The sequence below is a fragment of the Sporosarcina sp. P18a genome (genome assembly GCF_002743135.1).
Lineage (GTDB): Bacteria > Bacillota > Bacilli > Bacillales_A > Planococcaceae > Sporosarcina.
Genome location: NZ_PDYQ01000004.1, coordinates 72387 through 96144, shown reverse-complemented (window position 1 = coordinate 96144; position 23758 = coordinate 72387). Strand labels below are relative to the sequence as shown.

Annotated in this window: 26 protein-coding genes and 1 riboswitch; of the genes, 9 read left to right on the top strand and 17 right to left on the bottom strand. The window is 43.4% G+C overall.

The genetic code is table 11. The annotated features are described in order from the left end of the window. Positions 1-130: 130 nt before the first annotated feature. Entirely contained in the window at positions 131-820 is a 690-nt protein-coding gene (locus CSV75_RS12050) for a response regulator transcription factor (RefSeq protein WP_099676021.1), read from the bottom strand. A 213-nt stretch (positions 821-1033) separates the two neighbouring features. On the opposite strand from CSV75_RS12050, the gene CSV75_RS12045 reads away from it, so the two are divergent. Next, positions 1034-1216: a hypothetical protein gene (locus CSV75_RS12045; RefSeq protein ID WP_099676020.1), complete on the top strand. Its 183-nt coding sequence runs from the start codon at positions 1034-1036 to the stop codon at positions 1214-1216. 223 nt (positions 1217-1439) lie between these two features. On the opposite strand, the gene CSV75_RS16445 is transcribed toward CSV75_RS12045, so the two are convergent. After that, a complete protein-coding gene (locus CSV75_RS16445; RefSeq protein WP_099627696.1) occupies positions 1440-1616 on the bottom strand; it encodes a hypothetical protein in 177 nt (58 codons plus the stop codon). A gap of 370 nt (positions 1617-1986) precedes the next feature. Between CSV75_RS16445 and CSV75_RS12035 the strand changes: the two genes are divergently transcribed. Next, positions 1987-3474, top strand: coding sequence for a glycine betaine uptake BCCT transporter (locus tag CSV75_RS12035; RefSeq protein WP_099676019.1), 1488 nt, complete (start codon positions 1987-1989; stop codon positions 3472-3474). A gap of 47 nt (positions 3475-3521) precedes the next feature. Here the strand turns inward: CSV75_RS12035 and CSV75_RS12030 are convergent, their stop codons facing one another. The 7 genes from CSV75_RS12030 to CSV75_RS12000 all read right to left on the bottom strand — a co-directional run bounded on the left by CSV75_RS12030 (position 3522) and on the right by CSV75_RS12000 (position 9279). After that, entirely contained in the window at positions 3522-4802 is a 1281-nt protein-coding gene (locus tag CSV75_RS12030) for an O-acetylhomoserine aminocarboxypropyltransferase/cysteine synthase family protein (RefSeq protein ID WP_099676018.1), read from the bottom strand. Positions 4803-4957: 155 nt separating this feature from the next. After that, a riboswitch (SAM riboswitch) is annotated at positions 4958-5061 on the bottom strand. Positions 5062-5595: 534 nt separating this feature from the next. Next, positions 5596-6372 carry a sulfite exporter TauE/SafE family protein gene (locus CSV75_RS12025; protein WP_099676017.1) on the bottom strand — a complete coding sequence of 259 codons (777 nt, stop codon included), beginning with the start codon at positions 6370-6372 and terminating at the stop codon, positions 5596-5598. A gap of 57 nt (positions 6373-6429) precedes the next feature. After that, positions 6430-6657 carry a sulfurtransferase TusA family protein gene (locus tag CSV75_RS12020; RefSeq protein ID WP_099673456.1) on the bottom strand — a complete coding sequence of 76 codons (228 nt, stop codon included), beginning with the start codon at positions 6655-6657 and terminating at the stop codon, positions 6430-6432. A 46-nt stretch (positions 6658-6703) separates the two neighbouring features. Continuing rightward, positions 6704-7825 carry an MBL fold metallo-hydrolase gene (locus tag CSV75_RS12015; protein ID WP_099676016.1) on the bottom strand — a complete coding sequence of 374 codons (1122 nt, stop codon included), beginning with the start codon at positions 7823-7825 and terminating at the stop codon, positions 6704-6706. Continuing rightward, a complete protein-coding gene (locus CSV75_RS12010) occupies positions 7822-8400 on the bottom strand; it encodes a sulfurtransferase TusA family protein (protein WP_099676015.1) in 579 nt (192 codons plus the stop codon). The genes CSV75_RS12015 and CSV75_RS12010 overlap by 4 nt, the downstream gene beginning before the upstream one ends. A 45-nt stretch (positions 8401-8445) precedes the next feature. Beyond that, entirely contained in the window at positions 8446-8925 is a 480-nt protein-coding gene (locus tag CSV75_RS12005) for a DsrE/DsrF/DrsH-like family protein (RefSeq protein ID WP_099676014.1), read from the bottom strand. Positions 8926-9015: 90 nt separating this feature from the next. Beyond that, positions 9016-9279, bottom strand: a complete 264-nt coding sequence (locus CSV75_RS12000; RefSeq protein WP_099631987.1) for a metal-sensitive transcriptional regulator — start codon at positions 9277-9279, stop codon at positions 9016-9018. Positions 9280-9565: 286 nt separating this feature from the next. Between CSV75_RS12000 and CSV75_RS11995 the strand changes: the two genes are divergently transcribed. After that, complete coding sequence (locus CSV75_RS11995) at positions 9566-9787, top strand: DUF2187 family protein (protein WP_099631988.1); 222 nt, start codon at positions 9566-9568, stop codon at positions 9785-9787. A 124-nt stretch (positions 9788-9911) separates the two neighbouring features. Beyond that, positions 9912-10562: a LysR substrate-binding domain-containing protein gene (locus CSV75_RS11990; protein WP_158231654.1), complete on the top strand. Its 651-nt coding sequence runs from the start codon at positions 9912-9914 to the stop codon at positions 10560-10562. On the opposite strand, the gene CSV75_RS11985 is transcribed toward CSV75_RS11990, so the two are convergent. Beyond that, on the bottom strand, positions 10551-11432 hold the full coding sequence (locus CSV75_RS11985) for a DMT family transporter (protein WP_099676012.1): 882 nt from the start codon (positions 11430-11432) through the stop codon (positions 10551-10553). The genes CSV75_RS11990 and CSV75_RS11985 overlap by 12 nt on opposite strands. Next, entirely contained in the window at positions 11425-12345 is a 921-nt protein-coding gene (locus tag CSV75_RS11980) for a LysR family transcriptional regulator (RefSeq protein ID WP_099676011.1), read from the bottom strand. Before CSV75_RS11980 ends, CSV75_RS11985 begins: the two co-directional genes overlap by 8 nt. A gap of 113 nt (positions 12346-12458) precedes the next feature. Between CSV75_RS11980 and hutG the strand changes: the two genes are divergently transcribed. The 4 genes from hutG to CSV75_RS11960 all read left to right on the top strand — a co-directional run bounded on the left by hutG (position 12459) and on the right by CSV75_RS11960 (position 17410). After that, complete coding sequence (gene hutG, locus CSV75_RS11975) at positions 12459-13418, top strand: formimidoylglutamase (protein ID WP_099676010.1); 960 nt, start codon at positions 12459-12461, stop codon at positions 13416-13418. Continuing rightward, the gene (gene gltS / locus CSV75_RS11970) at positions 13415-14605 is read left to right on the top strand and encodes a sodium/glutamate symporter (protein WP_099631993.1); all 1191 of its coding nucleotides are present in this window, start codon (positions 13415-13417) and stop codon (positions 14603-14605) included. The genes hutG and gltS overlap by 4 nt, the downstream gene beginning before the upstream one ends. 620 nt (positions 14606-15225) lie before the next feature. Then, positions 15226-16452 (top strand): peptidase T, encoded by a 1227-nt coding sequence (pepT, locus tag CSV75_RS11965; protein ID WP_099676009.1) that lies wholly within the window; start codon positions 15226-15228, stop codon positions 16450-16452. Positions 16453-16456: 4 nt separating this feature from the next. Next, positions 16457-17410: a DMT family transporter gene (locus CSV75_RS11960; RefSeq protein ID WP_099676008.1), complete on the top strand. Its 954-nt coding sequence runs from the start codon at positions 16457-16459 to the stop codon at positions 17408-17410. Positions 17411-17458: 48 nt separating this feature from the next. Here CSV75_RS11960 and CSV75_RS11955 read toward each other — a convergent pair whose 3' ends face one another. From CSV75_RS11955 to CSV75_RS11940, 4 genes are all read right to left on the bottom strand, one after another. Then, positions 17459-18352, bottom strand: a complete 894-nt coding sequence (locus CSV75_RS11955; RefSeq protein ID WP_099676007.1) for a DMT family transporter — start codon at positions 18350-18352, stop codon at positions 17459-17461. A 283-nt stretch (positions 18353-18635) separates the two neighbouring features. Next, positions 18636-19664 carry an ABC transporter substrate-binding protein gene (locus CSV75_RS11950; RefSeq protein ID WP_483315692.1) on the bottom strand — a complete coding sequence of 343 codons (1029 nt, stop codon included), beginning with the start codon at positions 19662-19664 and terminating at the stop codon, positions 18636-18638. Between the two features lie 74 nt (positions 19665-19738). Continuing rightward, on the bottom strand, positions 19739-20518 hold the full coding sequence (locus CSV75_RS11945; protein ID WP_099676006.1) for an ABC transporter ATP-binding protein: 780 nt from the start codon (positions 20516-20518) through the stop codon (positions 19739-19741). Positions 20519-20523: 5 nt separating this feature from the next. Beyond that, positions 20524-21342: an ABC transporter permease gene (locus CSV75_RS11940; RefSeq protein WP_099631999.1), complete on the bottom strand. Its 819-nt coding sequence runs from the start codon at positions 21340-21342 to the stop codon at positions 20524-20526. 107 nt (positions 21343-21449) lie between these two features. Between CSV75_RS11940 and CSV75_RS11935 the strand changes: the two genes are divergently transcribed. Further along, a complete protein-coding gene (locus CSV75_RS11935; protein ID WP_099676005.1) occupies positions 21450-22157 on the top strand; it encodes a hypothetical protein in 708 nt (235 codons plus the stop codon). Between the two features lie 37 nt (positions 22158-22194). Here the strand turns inward: CSV75_RS11935 and CSV75_RS11930 are convergent, their stop codons facing one another. Together CSV75_RS11930 and CSV75_RS11925 are read right to left on the bottom strand one after the other, a co-directional pair. Then, positions 22195-22473 carry a hypothetical protein gene (locus CSV75_RS11930; protein WP_099676004.1) on the bottom strand — a complete coding sequence of 93 codons (279 nt, stop codon included), beginning with the start codon at positions 22471-22473 and terminating at the stop codon, positions 22195-22197. A gap of 99 nt (positions 22474-22572) precedes the next feature. Further along, entirely contained in the window at positions 22573-23652 is a 1080-nt protein-coding gene (locus CSV75_RS11925; protein ID WP_099676003.1) for an AI-2E family transporter, read from the bottom strand. Between the last annotated feature and the right edge of the window lie 106 nt (positions 23653-23758).

Below are 23758 nucleotides of genomic sequence, written 5' to 3'. Positions count from 1 at the left end.
TCCAAAGTAATGGGCTGCCAGGTTTAATCGTTCCCATCCGTCGAGGAAAAGATCAACCGTAAATGAGGCGCAGTACATTAGGCTTCCTAGAGCTAGCGTAATCGCAATGAGTGACCCAACCAAGCCATTTCTATTTTTCGATCTTATAGCCAACGCCCCACACCACCTTCACATACCGCGGATTTTTAGGATCCGCTTCGATTTTCTCCCGAATCTTTCGGATATGCACCGCTACGATATTTTCTGCATTATACGCTTGCTCATTCCACACACGTTCATATATTTCATTAATTGAAAATACGCGTCCTGGGTGTTTCATCAGTAGTTCCGTAATTTTGAATTCAATCGGAGTCAGCCGAACGGGTGTCCCGTCCACCGTCAGCTCCTTCTCCTCTTCGTTCAGGACCAGTCCGTTTACTTCAATGACTTTTTGTCCTTCATACGTCCCTAACTGTACATACCGGCGAAGTTGTGATTTCACACGAGCCATCAATTCAAGCGGATGGAATGGCTTCGTGACATAATCATCTGCACCTACTGATAACCCGTGGATTTTATCCGAGTCTTCCACTTTCGCACTCAACATAATAATCGGGATATTCTGCGCTTCTCGTATCTTGAACGTTGCCGTGATCCCATCCATATTCGGCATCATAATATCTAAAATCAATAAATGGATTTCATTCAACGAAAGCAACTCTAACGCTTCTTGCCCATCTTTCGCTTTCAGTACACGATATCCTTCATTTTTCAAATAAATCTCAATTCCCTCACGAATTTCCTTATCGTCATCTGCTACAAGCACTGTAAACTCTGCCATGTACGTCACCCCGTCTCACTAATACCTTCATTCTACCACCCCACTCTTAACAAAGACTGAGGATAAATATGAAGAAAATCTTAAGATCGATATGAATGAATTCTTTTGTGCTCATAGAACATATCCAACCGCTCTATGCAACGTCACAACCGCTCCTAGCAGATGTATAATCTCCAATAAGAATGCCACACTTCTATAATGGAGGTGACGAACATGTCTAACAAAAAGAACAATAAGAAGAAAAATGAGAACATGCGCGAGGAATATGGTTTTGGATATGATTTGAGTCCTGACGATTTTGATGTCATTGGACAGAACGATGCGGCTAAGAATAAAAACGCGAACTCGAAGAAGAACAAGCAGTCGGAAGGTAATCAACCGTTTAATCCTTCATGATTTTTAAAGGAGAAAGCATCGTGATCAAATATAATCATTCGCTTTTCATTCATCACAAAAAAGAGCAGCCAATTTTGGCTGCTCTTTTTTTTAGTATGTACATCAGTTAACGTGGCTACTCATATAGCAACCCGTAGTGTAAAGAGCCGATGAAAAGAATCTCTCATCGGTCTTTTTGTGAATAATGTCTAGTACAACGCCCGCTATATACGTGTGCGTCTACTTACAGCTCCTGATAATCCCGCTGATAGACTCCGCCGTCTTTCACTTCTGCATGATAAAGTGCTTTCAATGCAAAGCTTTTCTCTAGCTCATGCTCTTTCATAATCGCTTTCAATTTTCTGTTTAGCTCTGGGCTATGCTTTACGAGCTGAAGCATCTTAGGCTGTGAATATTGCATGAAAATTTCCTCCTCATTACCTTTGTTTCAATAGTATAACATGGCCACTGTTCCTGTTGTGTGAAAGGAGATTGTTTGTTAAGGTAGAAATCACCCATGCGTTTCATGTATACTGTCACAAGCGCAAGGCGACTTTTTTGAGCAAGCACATGAATGGTACTACGGAAACAACTTACATATGCGACGAGAAGCAAATTTTTTCGTCAATTCTATTTGTATTTGCGATGAATTTGGCAATAGAACGTCGTTTATTTAACGTTTATATGGGCGGTCAAACGGGTATTATCAACTGTATATATGCAATTTTATTCTACTGTTTCGATTATGTACTTTGCTCATTTCTCAGACTACATTCTAAATAGGAGGACCTATGAAAAAAATATCAACAACATTTTACATTACATTAGTGGCTGTCATATTGGCAGTGGGATACGGCGTCATTGCCCCCAAGCACTTTGAAGAAATCACGTCCACTATCCAAGCCTATATTTCGGATTCATTCGGCTGGTATTACTTACTAACCGTCTCCATGTTATTCTTCATTTCGGTATACTTGATATTCAGTCCGACCGGTAAAATCCGATTAGGAAAGGATAATGACAGACCGCAGTTTTCCATGTTTTCCTGGCTGGCGATGCTATTTTCCGCTGGTATGGGAATTGGACTCGTGTTCTACGGTGCGGCCGAACCTCTTTCGCATTACGCAGTAAGTCCTGCAACAGAGGCTCCTGAAACAAAAGCTGCTTATAAAGAAGCAATGCAGTCGACATTCTTCCACTGGGGTTTCCATGCTTGGTCTGTATATGGCATGACCGCTTTAGTATTGGCATATTTCCAGTTCCGCAAAAGACAACCCGGATTAATCTCCGTTACACTTCGTCCAATTTTTGGTGATCGAGTAGACGGAAAGCTCGGGACAGTCATTGACGTCTTCGCTATTTTTGCCACTGTTTTCGGTGTGGCGACATCACTTGGATTTGGAGCTGTCCAAATCAACGCCGGACTCAACTACTTATTTGGTATATCAATCGGCTTCTGGTCCCAGTTCTTTATCATTGCAGTGGTAACGGTATTATTCCTTGCATCTGCGTGGAGTGGACTTGGAAAAGGAATTAAAATTTTATCTAATGCTAATATGATTTTGGCATTGGCATTGTTAGTTTTCATTATTGCGCTCGGACCCACATTATTGATTTTCAACATGTTCACTGATTCCATCGGTGGCTACTTGGAAAATCTCATTCGTATGAGTTTCCGAACCGCACCACTCACCCCGGAAAATCGTATCTGGCTCAATGGTTGGACTCTATTCTACTGGTCTTGGTGGATAGCTTGGGCACCATTTGTCGGGATGTTCATTGCCCGCGTATCAAAAGGTAGAACGATTCGCGAGTTCATGATTGGCGTACTAGTTGTTCCTACTGTGCTCAGTATGATCTGGTTCACAGCATTTGGGACGACAGCAATCGAAACGCAAAAAGCTGGCATCATCGACTTAGCTGCGAGTGCAACTGAATTGACGATCTTTGAAATGTTCAGCGAATTGCCTTTATCATTCATCATATCAGTCATTGCAATCTTGTTGATTACATCGTTCTTTATCACATCAGCGGATTCTGCTACATTTGTACTCGGTATGCAGTCGTCATACGGGTCATTGACTCCACCGAATAATTTGAAAGTGGTCTGGGGCGTCATTCAATCTGCCATCGCAGTTATTCTTTTATATGTCGGAGGATTGGGTGCACTGCAAAACGTCATCATTATTGCCGCCTTGCCATTCTCTATCATACTCATTATGATGGTCGTTTCGCTGTTCAAATCACTCAAAGATGAAAAAAATCGAATACAACGATAGTAAAGAAAAGAACACCGTCGCATTTGCGACGGTGTTCTTTTTATATATTAGTTTGCTGCTTTTTCGATGGCTTGCTTCAAATCTGCAATAATATCCTCTGCTGACTCCAGCCCTACAGATAAGCGGATTAGCTCTTCGCTAACGCCTGAGTCTTTCAAATCTTCCACAGACAACTGCTGATGAGTTGTAGATGCCGGATGAATGATTAATGACTTCGCATCTCCCACATTCGCTACATGAGACCAAATTTCTACATTGTCGATTACTTGTCTTCCTGCATCGCGTCCACCTTTAATACCGAATACGATAATTGAACCATAGCCGTTTTTCAAATATTTATTTGCTAGTTCCGCTGTTGGATGATCCTCTAGACCAGTATACGTCACCCATTCTACTGCCGGGTGTTGTTGTAGGAATGCCGCGACTTTTTGTGCGTTCTCATTGTGACGAGGTACGCGTAAATGAAGGGTTTCCAAACCTTGCAACAAGTTAAATGCACTATCTGGTGACAGACATGGACCGAAGTCTCTTAGCAATTGCACGCGCAGTTTCGTTGCGAAAGCCGCGGCAGCTGTATCGATTCCGTAACGTAAGCCATGATAGGATTCATCCGGCTCTGTAAAGCCCGGGAATCTACCTTGTGTCCAATCGAATTTCCCTGCATCCACGGCTACACCACCGATGGTCGTACCGTGTCCGCCAATCCATTTCGTCGCTGAGTGGATCACTACATCTGCACCGTACTCGATAGGATTTGATCCATAAGGAGACGGGAATGTATTATCTACTAGTAATGGAATGCCATTATCATGTGCGATGTTCGCAACAGCTTCCACGTCAAGAACTTGCAAACTCGGGTTACCAATTGTTTCTGCAAACAACGCTTTCGTTTTATCCGTAATAGCTGCTTCAAAGTTCTTTGGATCGGACGCGTCAACAAACTTCACGTTGATGCCATAGCGTGGTAATGTCACGGCGAATAAGTTATATGTGCCACCGTAGAGATTGCTGGCTGCAACGATTTCATCGCCCGCTTCAGCGATGTTCATAATAGAAAAAGCAATGGCCGCCATTCCAGAAGACAATGCCACTGCAGCTGTTCCACCTTCTAACTGCGCGACACGCTCTTCAAAGACAGCTACTGTCGGGTTCGTAATTCTTGTATAAATATTGCCGGCTTCTTTCAAGGCAAATAAGTTTTGTGCGTGCTCCGTGTCTCTGAATACATAAGAAGTCGTACGATGAATCGGTAAGGCACGTGAGCCTGTTTCTGGATCCGGCTTTTGCCCTCCGTGTAATAATATCGTTTCTGGCTGTAAATTCGTCATAACCATTCCCCTTTTTTATGTATTGATGGAACAACGAAATTCCTCGGACAACTTCCTCCTAGAACTAGACAAGAAAAACACAAGAGGACGATTCGCTAAGTACAGAAAAAGCCATCTTCCATAATAAGAAGAGGGCTCTGCTTTCGCTCATTCCTCCCTTATCTTCCAAACTATTGAAAGTTTGTAGGAAGTAGCACCTTTGCTTTCGCCGGTTGCCGGGCATCACAGGGCCTAATCCCTCCGCCTCTCTTGATAAGAGTATGTCTATTCGTTTTCCATCGTTGAAAAATAGTATACGGCTATTCCTAGTCTATTGCAAGGTAATTTAATTGAATGTTTTGAAGTTAATATTAATTTTAATACCTTGCAATGAAAGTAGGAAAAGTGAAGGCACCGTTGATCTGCGTTCCAGGCGAACGCTTTCCCGAGGGCGTGGCTTGAGCCAAGCGAACAGCGAAGGGTTCGCTTTGCCGTATTTCTGTGTACTTTGCAGAAATTAAGGCACCTGACAGGGTCTCTAGACACACGCTGATCCTCTGGGAAGAGCCGTTACGAAGAACGGCTTTTGCGAGTAAAAGCGCAGCGTTAGGAGCACATCATTGCACTCGTCGCCTTCCACTTACGATCAACTAGTTTACGTCCTTGATTATTTTGACGTATAATGATTTACACATTTACTAAACGGGAGCTACCTACAAGAGCCGAAGTGCATTTAATGATGTTCCACTTATGACTTCACACAAAAAATCACCAGCACATGTTCATTGAACGATGTGCTGGCGATTGTGATTGGTTAGAATATGTCCCACCATATTTTCACGGCGGAAGCCATGATAAGTACGGCTAGGATGCTTTGTAGTACTTTGGTGTTTACTTTTCGGCTCATTTTTACACCGAGCGGAGCGGCAATGATGCTAGCGACAATCATAACGACAGCTGGTCCATAGGGTACTTGCCCTGTTAAGAGCTTGCCTGATGCCGAGCCCACCGATGACAACAGCGTAATTGCTAGGGATGTAGCAATCGTGACGCGTGTGGGGATTTTTAGTATCACGAGCATAATCGGTACCATGATAAATGCGCCGCCAGCTCCGACGATTCCAGCCGCCAAGCCGACGATAAAGGCTGCACTTGAAGCAATGAAGCGATTGAATGTAATCTCATCGATCGGCTGATTGTCGTGTCCTTTTTTTGGTATAAACATCATAATAGCCGCCATGACGGCTAGAATACCGTAGATTACGTTGACAGTAGCTTCTGAAAGCATACTAGACCCAGCACCGCCAAGTACACTGCCGACTAATACACTGATTCCCATATAAAGAACGAGTGGCTTCAAGATCAGATTACTCTTTCTATACGCTAAAACGCCTGAAAGTGATGCAAAGAAAACTTCCACTGCAGTAATTCCGGCTACTTCATGTGGTGTAAATGCAGCAAAACCAAGTAATGCAGGAATAAATAGCAACATTGGATATTTGACAATTGCGCCACCGATTCCCATCATACCGGAAAGGAATGAGCCGACGAATCCAATGAGGAAGATCGTGATAATAAATGGAATTGTCATGATGTCCTCCCTTCTTCCCGACGAAAGAGGGAGACAGCCATTCCCTCTATCCTTAGTTTATCCTTTTTGGATCCAGAATTTAAAGACATCAGACTCTTGTTGCTGATCTTTTATTTCATGATTGCCAGAAGCAGCCCATGCTGTCAGGTCGGATACTGATCCTTTATCTGTCGTATGAATCTCAAGAACTTCTCCTGTTTGCATATCCTTCATTGCTTTCTTTGCCCGTACGATTGGCATTGGACATGCCAGGCCTTTTGCATCTAAAAATGTTGTTGTATTCATATATATCTTCTCCTTTAAATTTTTTCATATGAATTAAATTAACTATTTACCGTACCGCACAGCGATTCGGGCCAATCTCCATCTCGCGTTGCGTTTCCTCGTCAGGCTGGATCTTCCCCATGTTCGTCTGGCGGATTTCCTGATACGCGTTAGGCTGTGGAGGCAAGTTCCCCGTGACTAACTCTCTAAACTCTTTTTCATCCTCAATGTTCAAGCCGTGATTTTGCTCATACAATACGCCGAGCTTCTCCGACACGCTACCATCTTCATTCAACTCATCTATGATCATGAAGTGAGCTGGTAAGACAGTTAAATCCTTCGACAATTCTTTATAGCGGCTATACAATGACTCACGCAAGTCGCCTACCCAATCTTCTGCTAAACCTGCTAAATCAGGACGTCCAATCGAATCAATGAACAAAATATCACCTGTCATCAAATAACTGTCGTCTACGATAAATGAAGTCGAACCAATGGTGTGCCCTGGCGAATAAAGCGCTTGAATATCGATTCTCGTATCACCTATTTGAATGGACATATCGCCTTCTAATGCAGCATATTCAAATACTACCTCTTCGGCATCTTTCGGTGGCAGCCAATACGTTGCACCCGTAGTTTTTGCGATCTGCCGACCACCTGAAATATGATCCGCATGCAAGTGAGTATCGAATACGTTTGTAATCTTCACACCGCGTTGCTTAGCAAAGTCCGTGAACACATTTGTCATACGTGTAGCATCAATGATTGCTGCTTCTCCACCCGACATGACCATGTAGGAAAGACATCCTTTACCAAGACGAACGAATTGATATAGCTCGCCGCCCGATTTCAAATCAGCAATTTTCACAGGCTCAAGATACTCGCTCCATGCTTTCATTCCACCTGAAAGATAACCTACTGAGAAACCTGCTTCTTCAAGAATTTCTGCCACCATGATGGACGAACCTTCTTTTGCACAGACAACCAAGATTTCTTCATCTTTTGGCAATTGATCTTCAATTTCTTCAATGCCATCCAATAAATCAAAGTATGGCACGTTTAAATGGCGTACTCGCTCCCCTTCGATTTTCCAATCCTCGAATGCATCTGTATTTCGTACATCTAAAATAAATAATGATTCTTTCGTAATTACGCTCTTTGCTACTTCACTTGATTGAATAATTCTCATTTTTTCATACCCCCTACTGTATTTTCCGTCCCGCCATTCCACTCCGACATGCCAGGAATGACATTCGAGACACTTTCAAATCCATTTGCGACTAGTTTTTGACACGCCATATCACTGCGGTTGCCTGTTCGGCATACAACGTAAAACTTCTTGTTCTTATCCAAGTACGCCATACGTTCCTCCAACTGACCAAGCGGTATAGATAGGGCGCCGGGAATATGAGCAAATGCATATTCGGCTTCTTCCCGGACATCTAGTAACACCGCGTCAGGTTGTTGCAGTCGGTCCATCAACTGGCTGTTGTCAACAGTAACCGGATATTCTTTTTGTGACTGATCTTCCTGGCCCGATTTTCGTACGAAGTGGCGCCAGACATCTGCCTCCTTCACATGACCAACGTATTGATGTCCCACACTTTCCGTCCATGCCTGCAAATCTGCTGTTGTACCTGAATCTGTAGATTGTACTTCGAGCACTTGACCATCTTCCATATCTTTCATCATCTTTCTTGTCTTCACAATGGGCATCGGACAGGCAAGACCTTTTGCATCCAACACGTTATCTGACTGAATCATTGTATTCCTCCTATACACCCTAGGGTATTTATTTTCGCAAAAAAATTAAATAAATAAGTTCACGTGACCGTCTTGTGCTTCTCCTAAGTAAGCCGCTACACCGCCATACTCAACTTCTTTCAAGAGTTCTTTCTCACCTAGGCCTAGTAAATCCATTGTCATCGTACATGCGATCAACTTCACGTCTTGCTCCACTGCCATGACGATTAGTTGTGGTAATGTCATCGCGTTATGCTTTTTCATCACGTGCTTAATCATCTTTGGACCCATTCCTGCAAAGTTCATTTGAGATAATCCTAGTTTATCCGCTCCACGTGGCATCATTTTCCCAAACGCTTTTTCAATAAAATTTTTAGTATTTTTAATAGGTTCATCTTTTCGCAAGGCGTTCAATCCCCAGAATGTATGAAAAATGGTTACCTCATGATCATACGCCGCTGCACCGTTCGCGATAATATAAGCCGCCATCGCTTTATCATAATCTCCACTAAATAATACGATCGTCGTTTTCTTTTGCTCCGTCATGTTCTCGTTCCTTTCTATTTAAAAATCACTTTACTAAATACCTATAGGGGTATATTATAAGTTGTAAAAAAAAGAGTCAAGCGATGTTGCTTATCGACTCTTTACTAGAAGATCCACCGCTTCATTAATGATGGATTCATGCGTGCGTTCATCTGCTTCATCTAGATTCTCTATACAGGCAATCAAATTCGAACTGACAATTACGCCAATTGTACGATCAATAGCAGAACGACTGGCTGATAATTGCGTAATCACTTCTTTACAGTCCTTGCCTTCTTCCATCATACGCAAGACACCTTTGATTTGACCCTCTAGACGCTTTAATCGATTTTTGACTTTATCATCGTATTCCATATCGCTCGACCTCCTTACTGTTAACTTTATATTATACCCCTGGAGGTATAATGTCAACGAATTGATTTGCACGTAATCCATACTCTCTATCTTTGGCAGTGGAACTAGTCACATTCAAGAAATGATTCTACGCAAAACTTGCCCATTCGACATAATTCTAGTATGATGAATAATTTCTCAAAATGTGTTATACTAGTTCTAGTAAGCTATTGTACGTACTTTTCGTCTGATTTTCATGACAAATTACGACAAACTAGAATCCATACTACTGAAGGAGTTGATTCGATTGGCATTCCCACGAAAAGATCGTCCAGTTTCTGATTTTGTAGCATCACGGTATGTAGACGAAGTCATATCTTTCAACCGTAATGAACATGAAGTTTCCGGAACTATACACAAGATTCTCGAAAACTCCGTCATTGTGAAAATTTCTGAAGAAGACGCGGAAAACATTGGAGCAGCTTCCAACATGACTGTCGTCGCACACAAAAATTACACAGTTCAATAATTGTATGCTCGATGCCTTGCAGAATAATGCAAGGCTATTTTTTCATACAAAATTAGCCCGTTTATTGGATATCGTGAAACCCGCAGGATGATTACTATATAAACGCACATGGGAGATGATTGATTTGACTGATCGTACAAATGTAGATTTAACGCAATCAACGGCACGTAAAGGAATCTTACGTATTGCCGCTTCGCCGGTTATTTCGCAAGCTATTTTACCGGACGTCCTAACTCGGCTACACGCAAAATATCCCGACATGCGGCTGGAACTGACGACCGCACCTTCCTCTGAAATTATGCGATTACTAAAAAGCAAGAAAGCCGACATCGGTTGTAGTGAACGAGACAATTTACCAACGTCTAAAGCATTTATGCAAGACGAACTATTACTCTTTGCTTCCATTCATCATCCGCTTGCACATAAAAAAAGCCCATCCATCCTAGATTTGCAAAATACACATTGGATCCTGCCTGACACGAAAGATCCTAGCCGTCCATTAATTGATCAATCGCTTCAACAATATGGAGTACAAGTACAGCCCACTATCATGGGCTCGCCAGAAAGCATCAAACAAGCTGTTCTAAGTGGGCTAGGCATCGCTATTTTGTCGCGTCATAGTTGCAAACACGAACTTGCAAAAGGTGAACTAACTGTACTCGATTATAAAGTAGCTCCAATCAAACGTACTCTTTATACAGGAACCCATTCCAACACGAAGGAAGTACAAGCATTCCTCAGCGAACTCCAAGCCTATTGCCGTCTATGGCAATAAGTCACTACTCAACTCTCTTTTGCTGCGCCAGTTCACGAGGAATATTCCCAAACTAATGAGCATTCCTCCTAAAACCAATGACATAGACAACTTCTCATCCAACAGAACCCATCCCGACAACGTCCCAAAGAACGGTGCCAAGAACAGAAACGCACTCGTTCTTTCGGGATTTCCTGTCTGCAATAAATAAAACCAAATGGAAAATTGCACAATAGATGCGGCAATCGCAAGCCACGCTAAAATTGCCAATGATAAGGGATTCGCTAGGAAAAATGGTTCTTCAAGTAGATAACTTGCCACGAATAGGATCAATCCACCAAATAACATTTGATATGCTGTCATCACCCACGTATCAAAACGGTGACCATGTACTTTGACGAGCAAAGTTGCGCAAGCCCATGCTACTGCAGATAAAAATCCTAATACCGTACCAATCTTCAAATTCAAATGGCCGCCCATTGTAATAAATACCCCAAACAATCCGCAAATGACACCAATCCACTGTTGCAAGCGGTAATGAATCTTTAATACTAACGTCCCGATGACCACGACAAGCAATGGGTTCGTAAACGTTAAAATAGATGTTTCACCTGATGTAATGGTGCGAAGTGCTATAAAAATACAACCCATGACTGCAGCGGTCTGCAAAGAACCGATCAGTACAAGCCACTTCCACTCTCCAACTGTTTTAGGATGGGGTTTTTTCATTACTTTCACAATTACCGCCATGATCGCTCCTGCAATCGTAAAACGTAATGCTACTAGCAACAACGGTGAAGAGTATTCCAATCCGATTTTTCCAATAGCAAACGACGACCCCATTAAAGCAGTCGTAATGACAACTAAAACACCGAATAATAACTTATTCATCCAGCTCTCCTCCTTCTTCCCACTTCACATAGGAGTCACGCTGCATTTGCATCCTACTCACCAACATCTCAATAGCTGGTGGCATATACCGTTTTTTTAAATACGTGAGATAGACTGTACGTGTCAGCGTCTTCGAATTGGTTGTTTTAATTACAAGTGTTGGATCGAGTTCATGTGCAAAATACTCTTGTGGAATAATTGAGATGCCAATATTCTTTCGTATCAGCTCCACAATCGTTTCAAAACGCTCTACTTCATAACATATATTCATTCGTACTCCTCCTTCAGCAAATGCAGCAAAAATATCCTGTCTAGTTTGCAACCCAACACTCGTGACAATGAATGCCTCATCTTCTAGGTCAGCTAGCGTAATGGATTCCTTGCTTGCCAGTCGATGTTCAGGATGCATGACAACTGCTAATTGCTCTTGGTACAAAGGAATTGTTGCGATATCCGATGCCTCTATAAATTGATTTGTCAAACAGACGTGGACCGCATATTGACGAAGCGCTCGCTCAACATCTCCACGGCCTAATACCTCAATTAACTTCACATGCATGGATGGAAACTCCTGACGATACGCATGTAGTATAGAAGGAATCCAATTTTTTACTGATTCAATCATACCGATTTTTACACTTCCACTACCTATCCACTTCACTTCTTTAATTTCTTGCTGTAGAATGTCTGTTTCATGCAGAATCTTCAATGCACGCTCGTAAACCACATTGCCCGATTCTGTCAGTTGGACACGTTTGGTCGTACGTTCAAGTAACTGAAAGCCTACTTCAAATTCCAAGTTCTTGATCGTCTTACTGAGCGAAGGCTGCGTTAGATGAAGTTTTTTTGCCGCCTCGGAAAAACTCGATTGCTGCACCACCATGACAAAATACTGCAATTGCTTCAATTCCATTCATCTCGCCTCCACTTATAGCCTGTATGCATGAATATATGAAAAACATGTATTAGAATTAATAAGTACAAGCCAGTATAGTAAGAATATCACGTTGGAAAGGGTGAAGTATATTGTTAATCCCATCAAATGAAAAATACTGGTCAGGTCGCACCGATAGCGAGACCGACAGAGCTGCATTCCGAATGCACCAAATCATCCAATTTTCCGAATTAAAAGAAAGCGCTACCAACAAAACTTGTACCCTAATCGGATTTTCTTCTGAAGAAGGCGTACGTCGAAATAATGGCAGACTTGGTGCTGCAGAAGGACCGAATGCACTCCGAAGCGAACTAGCAAAACTACCTTGGCGCTTACCGGCCGACTGTCAGCTAATTGATGTAGGTACCGTAGTATGTGAAGATGATCAGTTAGAAAAAGCGCAAGCCGAACTAGGGGCAGTCGTTCAAAAGAGCCTTCAAAACCATACAAAGCCTGTCATTTTAGGCGGTGGACATGAGACCGCTTACGGTCATTATACAGGAGTTCGAAACTTTCTTGGTCCAGATGCAAAACTTGGTGTCATCAATATTGATGCCCATTTCGATCTTCGCAGCTACGAAGAACAACCATCTTCAGGCACGATGTTCAAGCAGATGCTAGATGCTGATCCGCATGTTGACTACCTTGTGCTAGGTATACAGGAGTTCGGCAACACGGAAGCATTGTTTGCAGAAGCCGATGCAAAAGGCGTGACATATGTCATGGAACAAGAGATAATAACGAGTCCTTTAGACAATATATTGCAAAAAGTACAGTTATTCATTGAAAAACAGGACGCTGTTTTGTTAACATTGTGCTCGGATGTCCTGAACTCTGCATATGCTCCAGGTGTAAGTGCGCCCTCTCCCTTCGGATTGAATCCGTTGATTGTACGCTCTTTCATTCAGACCATTGCATCGCATGAGAAAACCCTTTCATTCGACATTTCCGAAATAAATCCGTCACTTGATCATACTAATCAAACGGTTAAGCTGGGAGCTTATCTAACAAATGAAGCAATCTTTGCATTGCTGGGAGGTCGAATCACATGACAATTGAGCTAAATCAAATCACTACGCTATTTTTAGCGTTAGCCCTCCTCACACTGGGTACGGTGTTAGTCCGTAAAATCGGCTTTCTACAGAAGTTCTGTATCCCTGCCCCTGTTGTCGGTGGTTTACTATTCGCGTTTGTAGCGACTATTTTGAAGTACTTCGATTTACTAAGTTTTTCGTTGGATACATCACTACAAAGTTTATTCATGCTGACATTTTTCACAACAGTCGGTCTCGGTGCTAGTTTTCGTCTAATCCGTCTTGGCGGAAAATTATTGCTGATCTACTGGGCAGCTTGTGGCTTCTTAGCCCTAGCTCAAAACGTCATAGGTGTCTCCATGTCCTATATATTTGGTCTACATCCGTTGATTGGTATGATGGCTGGCGCTGTCTCCATGGAAGGCGGGCACGGTGGCGCTACTGCTTACGGTGAAACATTAGAAAGTCTGGGCATTGATTCAGCACTATCCATTGGTATCGCAGCGGCTACTTTTGGTCTTGTAGCAGGTGGTCTAGTCGGTGGTCCTATCGTTAAATACTTAATCAATAAACATGATTTGAAATCTACAGAAGTCGAGCATGGAGAAGCATACTCCGTGGAGTCATTGGAAAAACCAATCAATACCGACAACTTCCTAACACAGACTCTATTGATTACACTTTGTATTGCTGGCGGTACGCTGATAGGAGATCTTTTCTCAAACGCTACTGGCTTCGTAATGCCTGGCTACGTAGGCGCGATGTTCGTCGCGGTTATCGTACGAAACATTGTGGATCGCGTGAAAGAAGACGCGGTGCATATGACGAGCATCAACTTGATCGGCGACGTATCACTCGGTATATTCCTATCGATGGCGTTAATGAGCATCAAGCTGTGGGAAATCGCAGACTTGGCGCTTCCATTGTTACTGATTGTCTTTGTACAAGTGATCTTCGTCATATTGTTTGCAATCTTCATCTTGTTCCGCTTGCTCGGTAAGGATTACGACGCAGCAGTTATGATCGCTGGTTTCGCGGGTCATAGTCTAGGTGCAACACCAAACGCAATGGCAAACATGGCAGCCGTTACGGGACGCTACGGCCCGTCACGTAAAGCCTTCCTGATCGTCCCTATCGTAGGCGCCTTCCTCATAGACGTCGTCTCGATGCCGATCATCATTACAACGATTAATATATTTGCTTGATTATAAATAAAAGCAAAATCTAAATCGAACATTTTAAAAAATTGGGAGCTAATCTGTGTGTACGAGGGGATTGAAGCTCCAGCTGGGGACGCTTTCCTGAGGGCGTGGCTTTTCTGTTGAAGTCTAGGAACATACATGCTCCTAACACTTCGCTTTTACTCGCAAAAGCCGTCCTTCGCTACGGCTTTCGCTGATCCTCCCGGAGTCGCCCCAGCTCCCGCTTCAATCCTACCTAGTGGAGGTACTTATATCGCTCATTGTAGGTAGTGTCTCAATTATTGTTGTGTTTCAACTTATTAAAGTTAAAGTACAGAACCAGTTACAACACTAATTTCATTGACTACCATTAGTATCACCCACTCAGGTTGTAAGGGATTGGCGCGTAGGAGGGGCGACTCTGGGAGGATCAGCCCGATCAGGTGAGACAACTAAGAGAGCGCAGCGAACAGTTGGCTCACCGCGGCCCCTCCGTAGCGCCAATCCCAACCCCAACACCAATTAACCCTACACCTTTTCTCCTGAACCGAAACTCTCGGTTCTTTTTTCATTTTAAGCGAAACATTCACACACCTCTGTTAGAATGAAAACATTAATTCGTATCTTGGAGAGGAGCTTGCTACATGAAAGAAGAACTGATTGAACGACTCATCCGCTACGCTAAAATCGACACTCAATCCGATGCTACTTCGGACACGACACCGTCTACCGCAAAACAATGGGATCTGCTACGTGTGCTCGAAAAAGAAATGGCCGACATCGGTCTCGACGAAATCTCGGTGGACGAAAACGGCTATCTCTTCGGCACACTACCGGCTAACACCGACAAACAACTGCCTACAGTCGGCTTTCTAGCACATGTCGATACAGCAACGGACTACACGGGGACAAACGTCAACCCTCAGCGCATCGACAACTATGACGGCAAAGACATTTCATTGAATGAAACAACAGTCATGTCCGTACAAGCATTTCCCGAACTCCACAACTATGTCGGTCATACACTGATCACGACGGATGGCACGACATTACTAGGCGCTGACGATAAAGCCGGTATCGCAGAAATTATGACAGCTATGCAGTATTTAGTGGAACATCCGGAAATCAAACATGGCAAAGTTCGCGTTGGCTTCACACCTGACGAAGAAATCGGGCGTGGTCCGCTTAAGTTTGACGTAGATCGATTCGGTGCAGATTTCGCTTATACAATGGATGGCGGACCACTTGGAGAACTTCAGTATGAGAGCTTCAATGCTGCAGGCGCGGACGTAACATTTCACGGAACGAATGTCCATCCGGGAACTGCAAAAGGTAAAATGGTCAACTCCCTATTGATCGCGGCAGAGTTCCATCAAGCCATGCCGGAACATGAAATCCCGCAAGAAACAGAAAACTATGAAGGCTTCATTCACCTGATGCACGTAGATGGTTCTGTAGAAAAAACAACCTATCAATATATTATTCGTGACTTTGACAGGAATTCTTTTGAAGCTCGCAAACAGCTCTTGCAAGATACCGCTACACGTCTTCAAGAGAAGCACGGTGAACATGCGATAGAGCTGACAGTAACCGATCAGTACTTCAATATGGGGGAGAAAATTGCACCTGTCATGGAAATTGTCGACGTAATGGCGGACGTCTATCGTAGTCTCGATATCGAACCCAATATCGCACCCATTCGTGGTGGTACGGATGGGTCACAACTATCTTATATGGGTATGCCAACGCCAAACATCTTCACAGGCGGTGAAAATTACCACGGTAAATATGAATACATCTCAGCAGATAATATGGTGAAAGCTACACAAGTCATTATTGAAGCGCTACAACTTCTGGAACAGCGGGGGTAAGTGTATGAGGGCAATTGGAATTGGTATACTATCCGCCCTGTTTTTTGCGGTGACTTTTGTGTTGAACCGATCGATGGAACTAGATGGCGGTAGTTGGATGTGGAGTGCATCTTTGCGTTATTTCTTCATGGTGCCCTTCCTAGTGATCATCGTGGCTATGCGCGGTGGTCTACCAGGTGTAAAACGGGAGATGACCGCGGCACCTTGGCCTTTTTTCATCTGGAGTTTCGTAGCTTTCGTTCTGTTTTATGGTCCACTAACATTTTCAGCCGGCTATAGTCCGGGATGGCTCGTTGCTGGAACATGGCAGATGACAATCGTCGCCGGCGTGTTGCTAGCACCTTTCTTTACGTTTCAATCCAAGACGGAAACTGGGGAAATACGCATGATCCGTCACCGAATTCCAGCGGCCTCATTGGTAATTTCATTGATCATCTTAGTAGGTGTTGTGCTAATCCAGATTCCACATGCAGCGAGCGTATCGACGAAAACGATTCTGCTTGGTACGTTGCCACTTGTCATTGCTGCGTTCTCTTACCCACTTGGCAATCGAAAAATGATGAATCTAGTGGGCGGAAGGCTTGATACGTTCCAGCGTGTACTGGCGATGACATGGATGACGATACCGATTTGGTTACTGCTAGCGATTTATGCAACAGCAACTGTCGGCTTGCCTTCTATGGGCCAAGTCGCGCAGTCATTAATTGTTGCAGTCAGTTCAGGTGTGATCGCTACTTCACTATTCTTCATGGCGACGGACATGGTACAACATGATCAAGGGAAACTGGCTGCTGTCGAAGCTACACAGTCTGTCGGATTAATTTTTGCCATGCTTGGCGAGATGCTATTACTAGGCATGCCATTACCGGGGGCACTTTCATTGGTCGGCGTGCTCGTGATTATCGGGGGCATGTCGTTGCATAGTTATCAAACTTCATTGGCAGCAAAGAAAATATAGAAAAGGGTTGTCCCGGAGTCAGTTGATGACTTGCTGGACAACCCTTTTTCAAATGTTACGCTCTTCTACTTGCGTCGGGATGCGTTTTTTCAATAGTTGCGGTCTAACTTCTGACATTAAAATCGCAATGAAGATAATCAGTGCACCTAGGAACATGCGGAACGTCAACAATTCATAGGCGAGGGCCACTGAGAAAATCATGCCCCAAACTGATTCTGTCGATAATATAATGGCCGCTTTTGTCTCTGATAAGTGTTTCTGTCCAACTGTTTGCATCAAGAATGCAAGAGTCGTGGAGAACACAGCTAAGTACAGCACCGAACTTACACCCTTTGGTTCCACGGAGAATGACGTTTCGCCCATTGCGATAACGGTCACGGAGCTGATCACTGCCGCGACAACCATTTGTAATAGCGTGAGCAAAATGGCGTCTTCCGTGCGGACAAATCGTGCCGTGTACAAAATATGAAAAGCGAACATCACAGCACAACCAAGTGTCAGTACATCGCCAATGTTAATAGTAGTAGACCACTGCAACGATAAAACCGCCACTCCGATTAGTGCCAGTACTGCACCAACCCATTCAAATGTATCGAGCTTCCGCTTATACAAAATGAATGCGATCAACGGGACCATCACGACATTTACACCGGTTAAAAATGCATTCTTTGAAGGCGTTGTAAACTGTAAACCTACCGTCTGCAAAGCAAATGCCCCATACAGCAAAACACCAAGCAATGCACCTTTCCATAAAATCGACTGCTCCATCCGAAGCAGACGTTTATGGAAGACGATACTAAGTAGCAGAGCTCCTATGACAAAACGTACGGCCAAAATTTGATACGGTGTATAATATTCCAAAGCGAGCGCACTCATCACAAAGCCGCTCCCCCAGATAATTGCAGTGATCGTCAACCCGATCTCACCTATGTATTTTCTCATGTCCTTCACCAAACTTCCGAATAGTCAGTCCTATTATTCTAGCATGATTTTCGGTCTGATTATAGCTGAATTTATAACGGATACTCCCTTTTTCCATTAGAAGAAAAGCGTTCGTAATACATGTTGACTCTGTAAATGAAATAGCATCCACAATGGATTAAAGCTCCAGCTGGGGACGGCTTCCGGAAAGCAAATACCTATCCTAGCATCCCCTACATAGCAAAAAAGGAGCCATCACTAGAAGTCACTAACGTCATGACTTCTAGGACAACTCCACTAACTATCAATCTTCGTACACCCCTATTTCCTTAATAGCACGCTCAACAAGTGACGGATCAACAGACTTATCGAAGTCGATCTCACCACGTATCGCCCCATTCGCCTTATACATCTCATACTGCTTCTTAATATCGTCTACAAACATCTTGCCGTTCGGATCGAGCCCCGTTACGAATACCCTCTCCCATAACTCAGGATCTTTCAATGCCGTATGTTTGACCATAATGTCTATGATCTCTTCTTTACCTTGATCTTTAAAGAATGCGTCGTTATAGTCACGCACTCCTTTTAAATAGGCTGCCATGAAGCGTAGCGACAATTCTTCATTGGCCATGAACTTCGGTGAAGCCAATACCATGGCGATTTGTGATTCAGGCGCATAATCGGTGGCATCTCCAAAGCGAACGTGAAAACCTTTATTGATACCTTGCGCGATAAGCGGTTCGATATTCAATGCGGCATCAATCGTTCCTGAATCAATTGCTCCAAGCATTGCACCGAAGTCTGCGATGTGTACATACTCTACATCGTCTTCCGTCAAACCTGCATGCTTTAACATCTCTTCATAGATATAGCCGTCAATGGAGTTGCGGGACGATACCGCGATTTTCTTTCCTTTAAAGTCGCTGTACTCTTTGATTTCATCGACCATATGATTACCGATGACAAAACTGAAGTACGATTTACCGGGCATATTATGACCTTTATCCGCGATAATCCGTACATCAATGCCTTGAGCGATCGCATTAAAGAATGATGCAGTGGAAACACCACCCGCGATATCCACTTCTCCAGCGGCTAGTGCGGGCAACATATCATCGCTGTTTGCAAAATCCGCAAAATCTACACGTATATTATAGTCTTCAAAATACCCCTTTTCTTTCGCAATGTAGAAACCTGCGCCGGAAGCAGCACCATCTTCCGCTATAAATACTTTCGCCTGTTTCTCAAGCGGAGCCAAATCACCCGATGCCGGCTTTTCGTCATTCGTTACAGGCTTCGTAACTTCTTTCGGAGAACATGCCCCCATCATTAATACGACCGACAATACGCCGAACAAACCTGCCTTCTTCACCCATTTCCCCACATCATCTCTCCTTTTATCCCTTATTCTCTCGATTTCTGTACTTCCTCCTGCAAGTGACGCCATATCTCAATGAATTTTGTCGCCATTTCTGGATCTTTCCGAACATCTTCCATCTTTCTCGGTCTTGGCATATCAATAACGATTTCTTCAATAATTTTCCCCGGTTGAGCGCCCATCAACAGAATTCGATCACTCAGCAACAACGCTTCATCAATACTATGTGTAATGAACAATACAGTCTTCTTCGTCTCTGCCCAAATACTCAATAACTCTTCCTGCAAAATAAAACGATTCTGTTCATCGAGTGCGCCGAACGGTTCATCCATCAATAAAATCTCTGGATCATTCGCAAAAGCCCTCGCAATACTTACGCGCTGCTTCATACCGCCAGACAACTCTTTTGGGTACAGCGAAGCAAACCGTTCCAACCCGGTCTTCTTCAAATAAAAGTCCGTTCGTTCATTTATGAATGCTATCGGCAAGTTGCGCATCTTCAACCCAAAGGCTACATTTTCACGAACCGTCAGCCACGGAATGACACCACGTTCCTGAAATACCATCGATTGTAACGGCCGGTTATTCGTTTCAGACGCAATCGTAAAGCTGCCGACACTCGGCTGTTCAAGTCCCGCCAAGATACGCAACAGTGTCGTCTTGCCACATCCACTCGGCCCAACGAGACAAACAAATTCACCTTCAGCTACCGTTAGGGAAATATCTTCGAGCGCAATGACACTTCCCTGTTTCTTATAAAATGCTTTCATTAGTCCATCCACCGTAATCTTAGGCTTCCCCTCCATTTCTTTCACCTCCATGGCAATAATTTATTTTGAAGCGCACGCAGTATAAGCGAGAATAAATAACCGAAAAAGGAGATGAGTATTAATCCCACGTACATTTCAGGTAATAAGAAGGCTTTATAGGACGTCCATATCAAATAACCGATCCCAGAAGTTGCTCCCATCATCTCTGCCGCCACAATCGTCAATAACGCAATCGCCTGCCCCATCTGAATTCCTTCGAGCATGACAGGAAGTGCTCCGGGAAGAGCGATTTTAAAGAAGAAATTCCACCGACTCGTTTGATAGTTACTAGCAACATCCAAATAAATTTTGTCGATATTCAATACACCCGCCGCCGTATTAATGACAACTGGGAAAAATACACTTCCTGCAATCGTCACGACCTTCGACAAATCTCCAATTCCGAATAAAATAATAATGATTGGCAATAATGCCAACGTTGGAATTGGCATAAGTGCCATAACAATTGGTTGAACGAAATGCCGGATTGGAGAATATAATCCCATCAATAAACCGACAATAATGCCTGGAATGACACCTGCTAAAAATCCGATGAAAATCCGATACAATGAGACGCCAACATGTTTCGCCATCACGCCGCTCACAACCATGTCATAAAAGGTTTGCACAATCGTACTGGGCGGCGGGAAAAAGCGAATATCCAAGATACCTGTTCTCGACATCACTTCCCACAGCACTAGCAGGAATAACGGTGACACAATTGTCAGTAGTTGCTTGCCGCGTTCCTTGCGTTGCCGCAGCTTCCATTCCCTTTGCTCTACCTCGAATGATTTATTGCGAGCCAATTCTTGAGTTTCCACTCTTCACCACCTCTTCACTGCCTATTGTATGTAAAGGCCTAGTAAACTGGTTGGGCAGGTATCACGTTCGGGTTGTTTCGGCCAAGTAGTTTGACTATACTGAAGTCATGACTACACTTACAGCAGACCAAATCAGAGAATTGAATAGTTACAGTGTCTACTTGGAACCGCCGGCAATTCCAGTCTTTACGCTAGCAGATGTGCTGGATTCTTCAAAAGTACAGACCATCGTCGAAGTCACTCAGACTATCAGCCAAAGTCCAAATGAAGTCGTTGCCGCTTCGTTCTTCGTACGTCGCCTCGGTATGTTCTTCGCCATGCAACTGTATAATTTAGCTGCATACGACGAAATGTGGAACGGATTGGCAGAAGATCTTCAGTTCGGAGTGCGAGAGGAGTTTGGCAATAAAACCGTCAGCCTATTTATAAATAGCGCAGACTGGGAAATGATAGATGACGAAGACCGGCAAGCACAGATTAAACGTGTACTGGATGATGCACATGCAGTCATTACATCGTTGCGTAGCGTAGTGTCAATATCCCCTCTCACCTTATGGGAGAATGTCTTCGGGTTCTGGCTCTGGCAATATCATGTACTATTGTCTGATCCGGGATCGGAAATGGAAGCAAGGGAAGATGTAGAAATGCTAAAAAACGACACCTTATGGACAGGTATCGCTGATCACTCACGTTTTGCAAGCTATTTAAACGGCTCCGAACCATCCGCTTTATTGAATACGACTGTTCGCAAAACCTGCTGCTTCTCTAAAGATGTACCCGGGTTGATGCGTTGCGGATTTTGTCCATTACAATAAAAAAGCAGGCTTTCGCTCACTACGCGAAGGCCTGCTTTTAACGTTTACGATATGCATGAAAAGATTGTTTAGTCGAATAAATAATACCCATTGCCGCACCACTATAAAATAAGCCCATGAAAATTCCGGCAGACAAATTCTTTGGATGGCTAATGAATATTGATATAGTGAGCGCAACTACTGTGGCTACTGTTGAAAGCCAGGCAGGCGACAATTTAAAAAGCCACTTAATGATCAGTACTACGACCAAAACAACTGGTACACCCCATATCGCATCCCATACATCGGTGTGAATAACTGGAAACTCCGTCAACATCCGTTAACACCCTTTCATTTTCGTTAGGATGTGCGGTTTTACTTTATTTATCCATCCAAAAAACCTCTCAGTTCAAAGACCAAGAGGTTGGTACTACCACTAGACATTCTTCGTGGCGGCTTCACTAATTTCCCGTCGCATTTCATAGATGTTCTGCACAATTACTTTACCAACAGCATAAGCAGGTACAGCTACCAAAATACCAAGGAACCCTGCAAGACTTCCCGCTACTAATAATACCGTAATGATCGTCAGTGGATGGATATCAAGCGATTTCCCCATCACGTTCGGCGTAATCAGGTTACTATCGATTTGTTGCGCGACTAACGTAACAACTCCGACCCAAATGACTAATTTGGGTTCCTGTAAATACGCAATGATTAAGGCTGGAGCCACCGCAATCCATGGTCCAATAAACGGAATGATATTCATGAATAACGCGAGAATTGCTAGTAACAAAGAATACTCCAAACCGATGATTGAATAACCAATCAAAATAAGCAATGCCAAAATAGCACTAATTAATAATTGTCCTTGGATATAAGAACGTAATACCTGGTCAATATCTTCCAATGTCTTCTTTACCCATATGCGTCGCTTCCCGGAAAATAGATTATATATTCTCGGAGCAAGTTTTTCATGATCCTTCAACATAAATAAGAAGAAGAACGGTACAAGTAACAGTAACACTACTGCTTGAACGAATGATTGTACAAATTGTACGAACCATTTGCCGAATGTTACCGCAAAAGTTTGGACGGATTCGATTGCTGAATTTAAGGAGTCCTGCAAACCTTCTGGTAAGTTTTCCTTTTGATTAATCGCTTTATCTTTCAGTTGCTCGAGCTGATGTGTGAGAGCTGGCCCATTGTCTACCAAATTATTTACTTGTTTCGTCACCATCGGTCCAATAATTGCGACTAAAATCCATAAAACGGCTACGAGTATGAGCATAATCGTAATGATGCTTCCCCATCTCGGCATTTTTTTCTTTTCCAAATAGTGTTGGATAGGTACCGTTATGTAATAAAGCAGGCCACCGAAAATTAATGGCATGATAATCGTTTGTACAATGATACCCACCGGTCTAAAGATATAATTTACTTCTAAAAAGAATTTCGTGATCAACAATGCTAGCAATATACCCACACCTGCCTGGAACCACGCCTTTTTCGTCAAATGCTCACTTCCCTTCTATTTTAATTTACATAGTTAGTTCTAGTATACGCGGTTGAACGAACTGTGTCGAAAAATTCTTTTTGTCGCTTGCTATATAATAATTCTT

What these genes read in the sequence shown, in the direction of transcription:
- CSV75_RS12050 (WP_099676021.1), bottom strand. Translation starts at nt 820, where the DNA reads ATGGCAGAGTTTACAGTGCTTGTAGCAGATGACGATAAGGAAATTCGT.
- CSV75_RS12045 (WP_099676020.1), top strand. Translation starts at nt 1,034, where the DNA reads ATGTCTAACAAAAAGAACAATAAGAAGAAAAATGAGAACATGCGCGAG.
- CSV75_RS16445 (WP_099627696.1), bottom strand. Translation starts at nt 1,616, where the DNA reads ATGCAATATTCACAGCCTAAGATGCTTCAGCTCGTAAAGCATAGCCCA.
- CSV75_RS12035 (WP_099676019.1), top strand. Translation starts at nt 1,987, where the DNA reads ATGAAAAAAATATCAACAACATTTTACATTACATTAGTGGCTGTCATA.
- CSV75_RS12030 (WP_099676018.1), bottom strand. Translation starts at nt 4,802, where the DNA reads ATGACGAATTTACAGCCAGAAACGATATTATTACACGGAGGGCAAAAG.
- CSV75_RS12025 (WP_099676017.1), bottom strand. Translation starts at nt 6,372, where the DNA reads ATGACAATTCCATTTATTATCACGATCTTCCTCATTGGATTCGTCGGC.
- CSV75_RS12020 (WP_099673456.1), bottom strand. Translation starts at nt 6,657, where the DNA reads ATGAATACAACAACATTTTTAGATGCAAAAGGCCTGGCATGTCCAATG.
- CSV75_RS12015 (WP_099676016.1), bottom strand. Translation starts at nt 7,825, where the DNA reads ATGAGAATTATTCAATCAAGTGAAGTAGCAAAGAGCGTAATTACGAAA.
- CSV75_RS12010 (WP_099676015.1), bottom strand. Translation starts at nt 8,400, where the DNA reads ATGATTCAGTCAGATAACGTGTTGGATGCAAAAGGTCTTGCCTGTCCG.
- CSV75_RS12005 (WP_099676014.1), bottom strand. Translation starts at nt 8,925, where the DNA reads ATGACGGAGCAAAAGAAAACGACGATCGTATTATTTAGTGGAGATTAT.
- CSV75_RS12000 (WP_099631987.1), bottom strand. Translation starts at nt 9,279, where the DNA reads ATGGAATACGATGATAAAGTCAAAAATCGATTAAAGCGTCTAGAGGGT.
- CSV75_RS11985 (WP_099676012.1), bottom strand. Translation starts at nt 11,432, where the DNA reads ATGAATAAGTTATTATTCGGTGTTTTAGTTGTCATTACGACTGCTTTA.
- CSV75_RS11980 (WP_099676011.1), bottom strand. Translation starts at nt 12,345, where the DNA reads ATGGAATTGAAGCAATTGCAGTATTTTGTCATGGTGGTGCAGCAATCG.
- gltS (WP_099631993.1), top strand. Translation starts at nt 13,415, where the DNA reads ATGACAATTGAGCTAAATCAAATCACTACGCTATTTTTAGCGTTAGCC.
- pepT (WP_099676009.1), top strand. Translation starts at nt 15,226, where the DNA reads ATGAAAGAAGAACTGATTGAACGACTCATCCGCTACGCTAAAATCGAC.
- CSV75_RS11960 (WP_099676008.1), top strand. Translation starts at nt 16,457, where the DNA reads ATGAGGGCAATTGGAATTGGTATACTATCCGCCCTGTTTTTTGCGGTG.
- CSV75_RS11955 (WP_099676007.1), bottom strand. Translation starts at nt 18,352, where the DNA reads ATGAGAAAATACATAGGTGAGATCGGGTTGACGATCACTGCAATTATC.
- CSV75_RS11950 (WP_483315692.1), bottom strand. Translation starts at nt 19,664, where the DNA reads ATGATGGGGGCATGTTCTCCGAAAGAAGTTACGAAGCCTGTAACGAAT.
- CSV75_RS11945 (WP_099676006.1), bottom strand. Translation starts at nt 20,518, where the DNA reads ATGGAGGGGAAGCCTAAGATTACGGTGGATGGACTAATGAAAGCATTT.
- CSV75_RS11935 (WP_099676005.1), top strand. Translation starts at nt 21,450, where the DNA reads ATGACTACACTTACAGCAGACCAAATCAGAGAATTGAATAGTTACAGT.
- CSV75_RS11930 (WP_099676004.1), bottom strand. Translation starts at nt 22,473, where the DNA reads ATGTTGACGGAGTTTCCAGTTATTCACACCGATGTATGGGATGCGATA.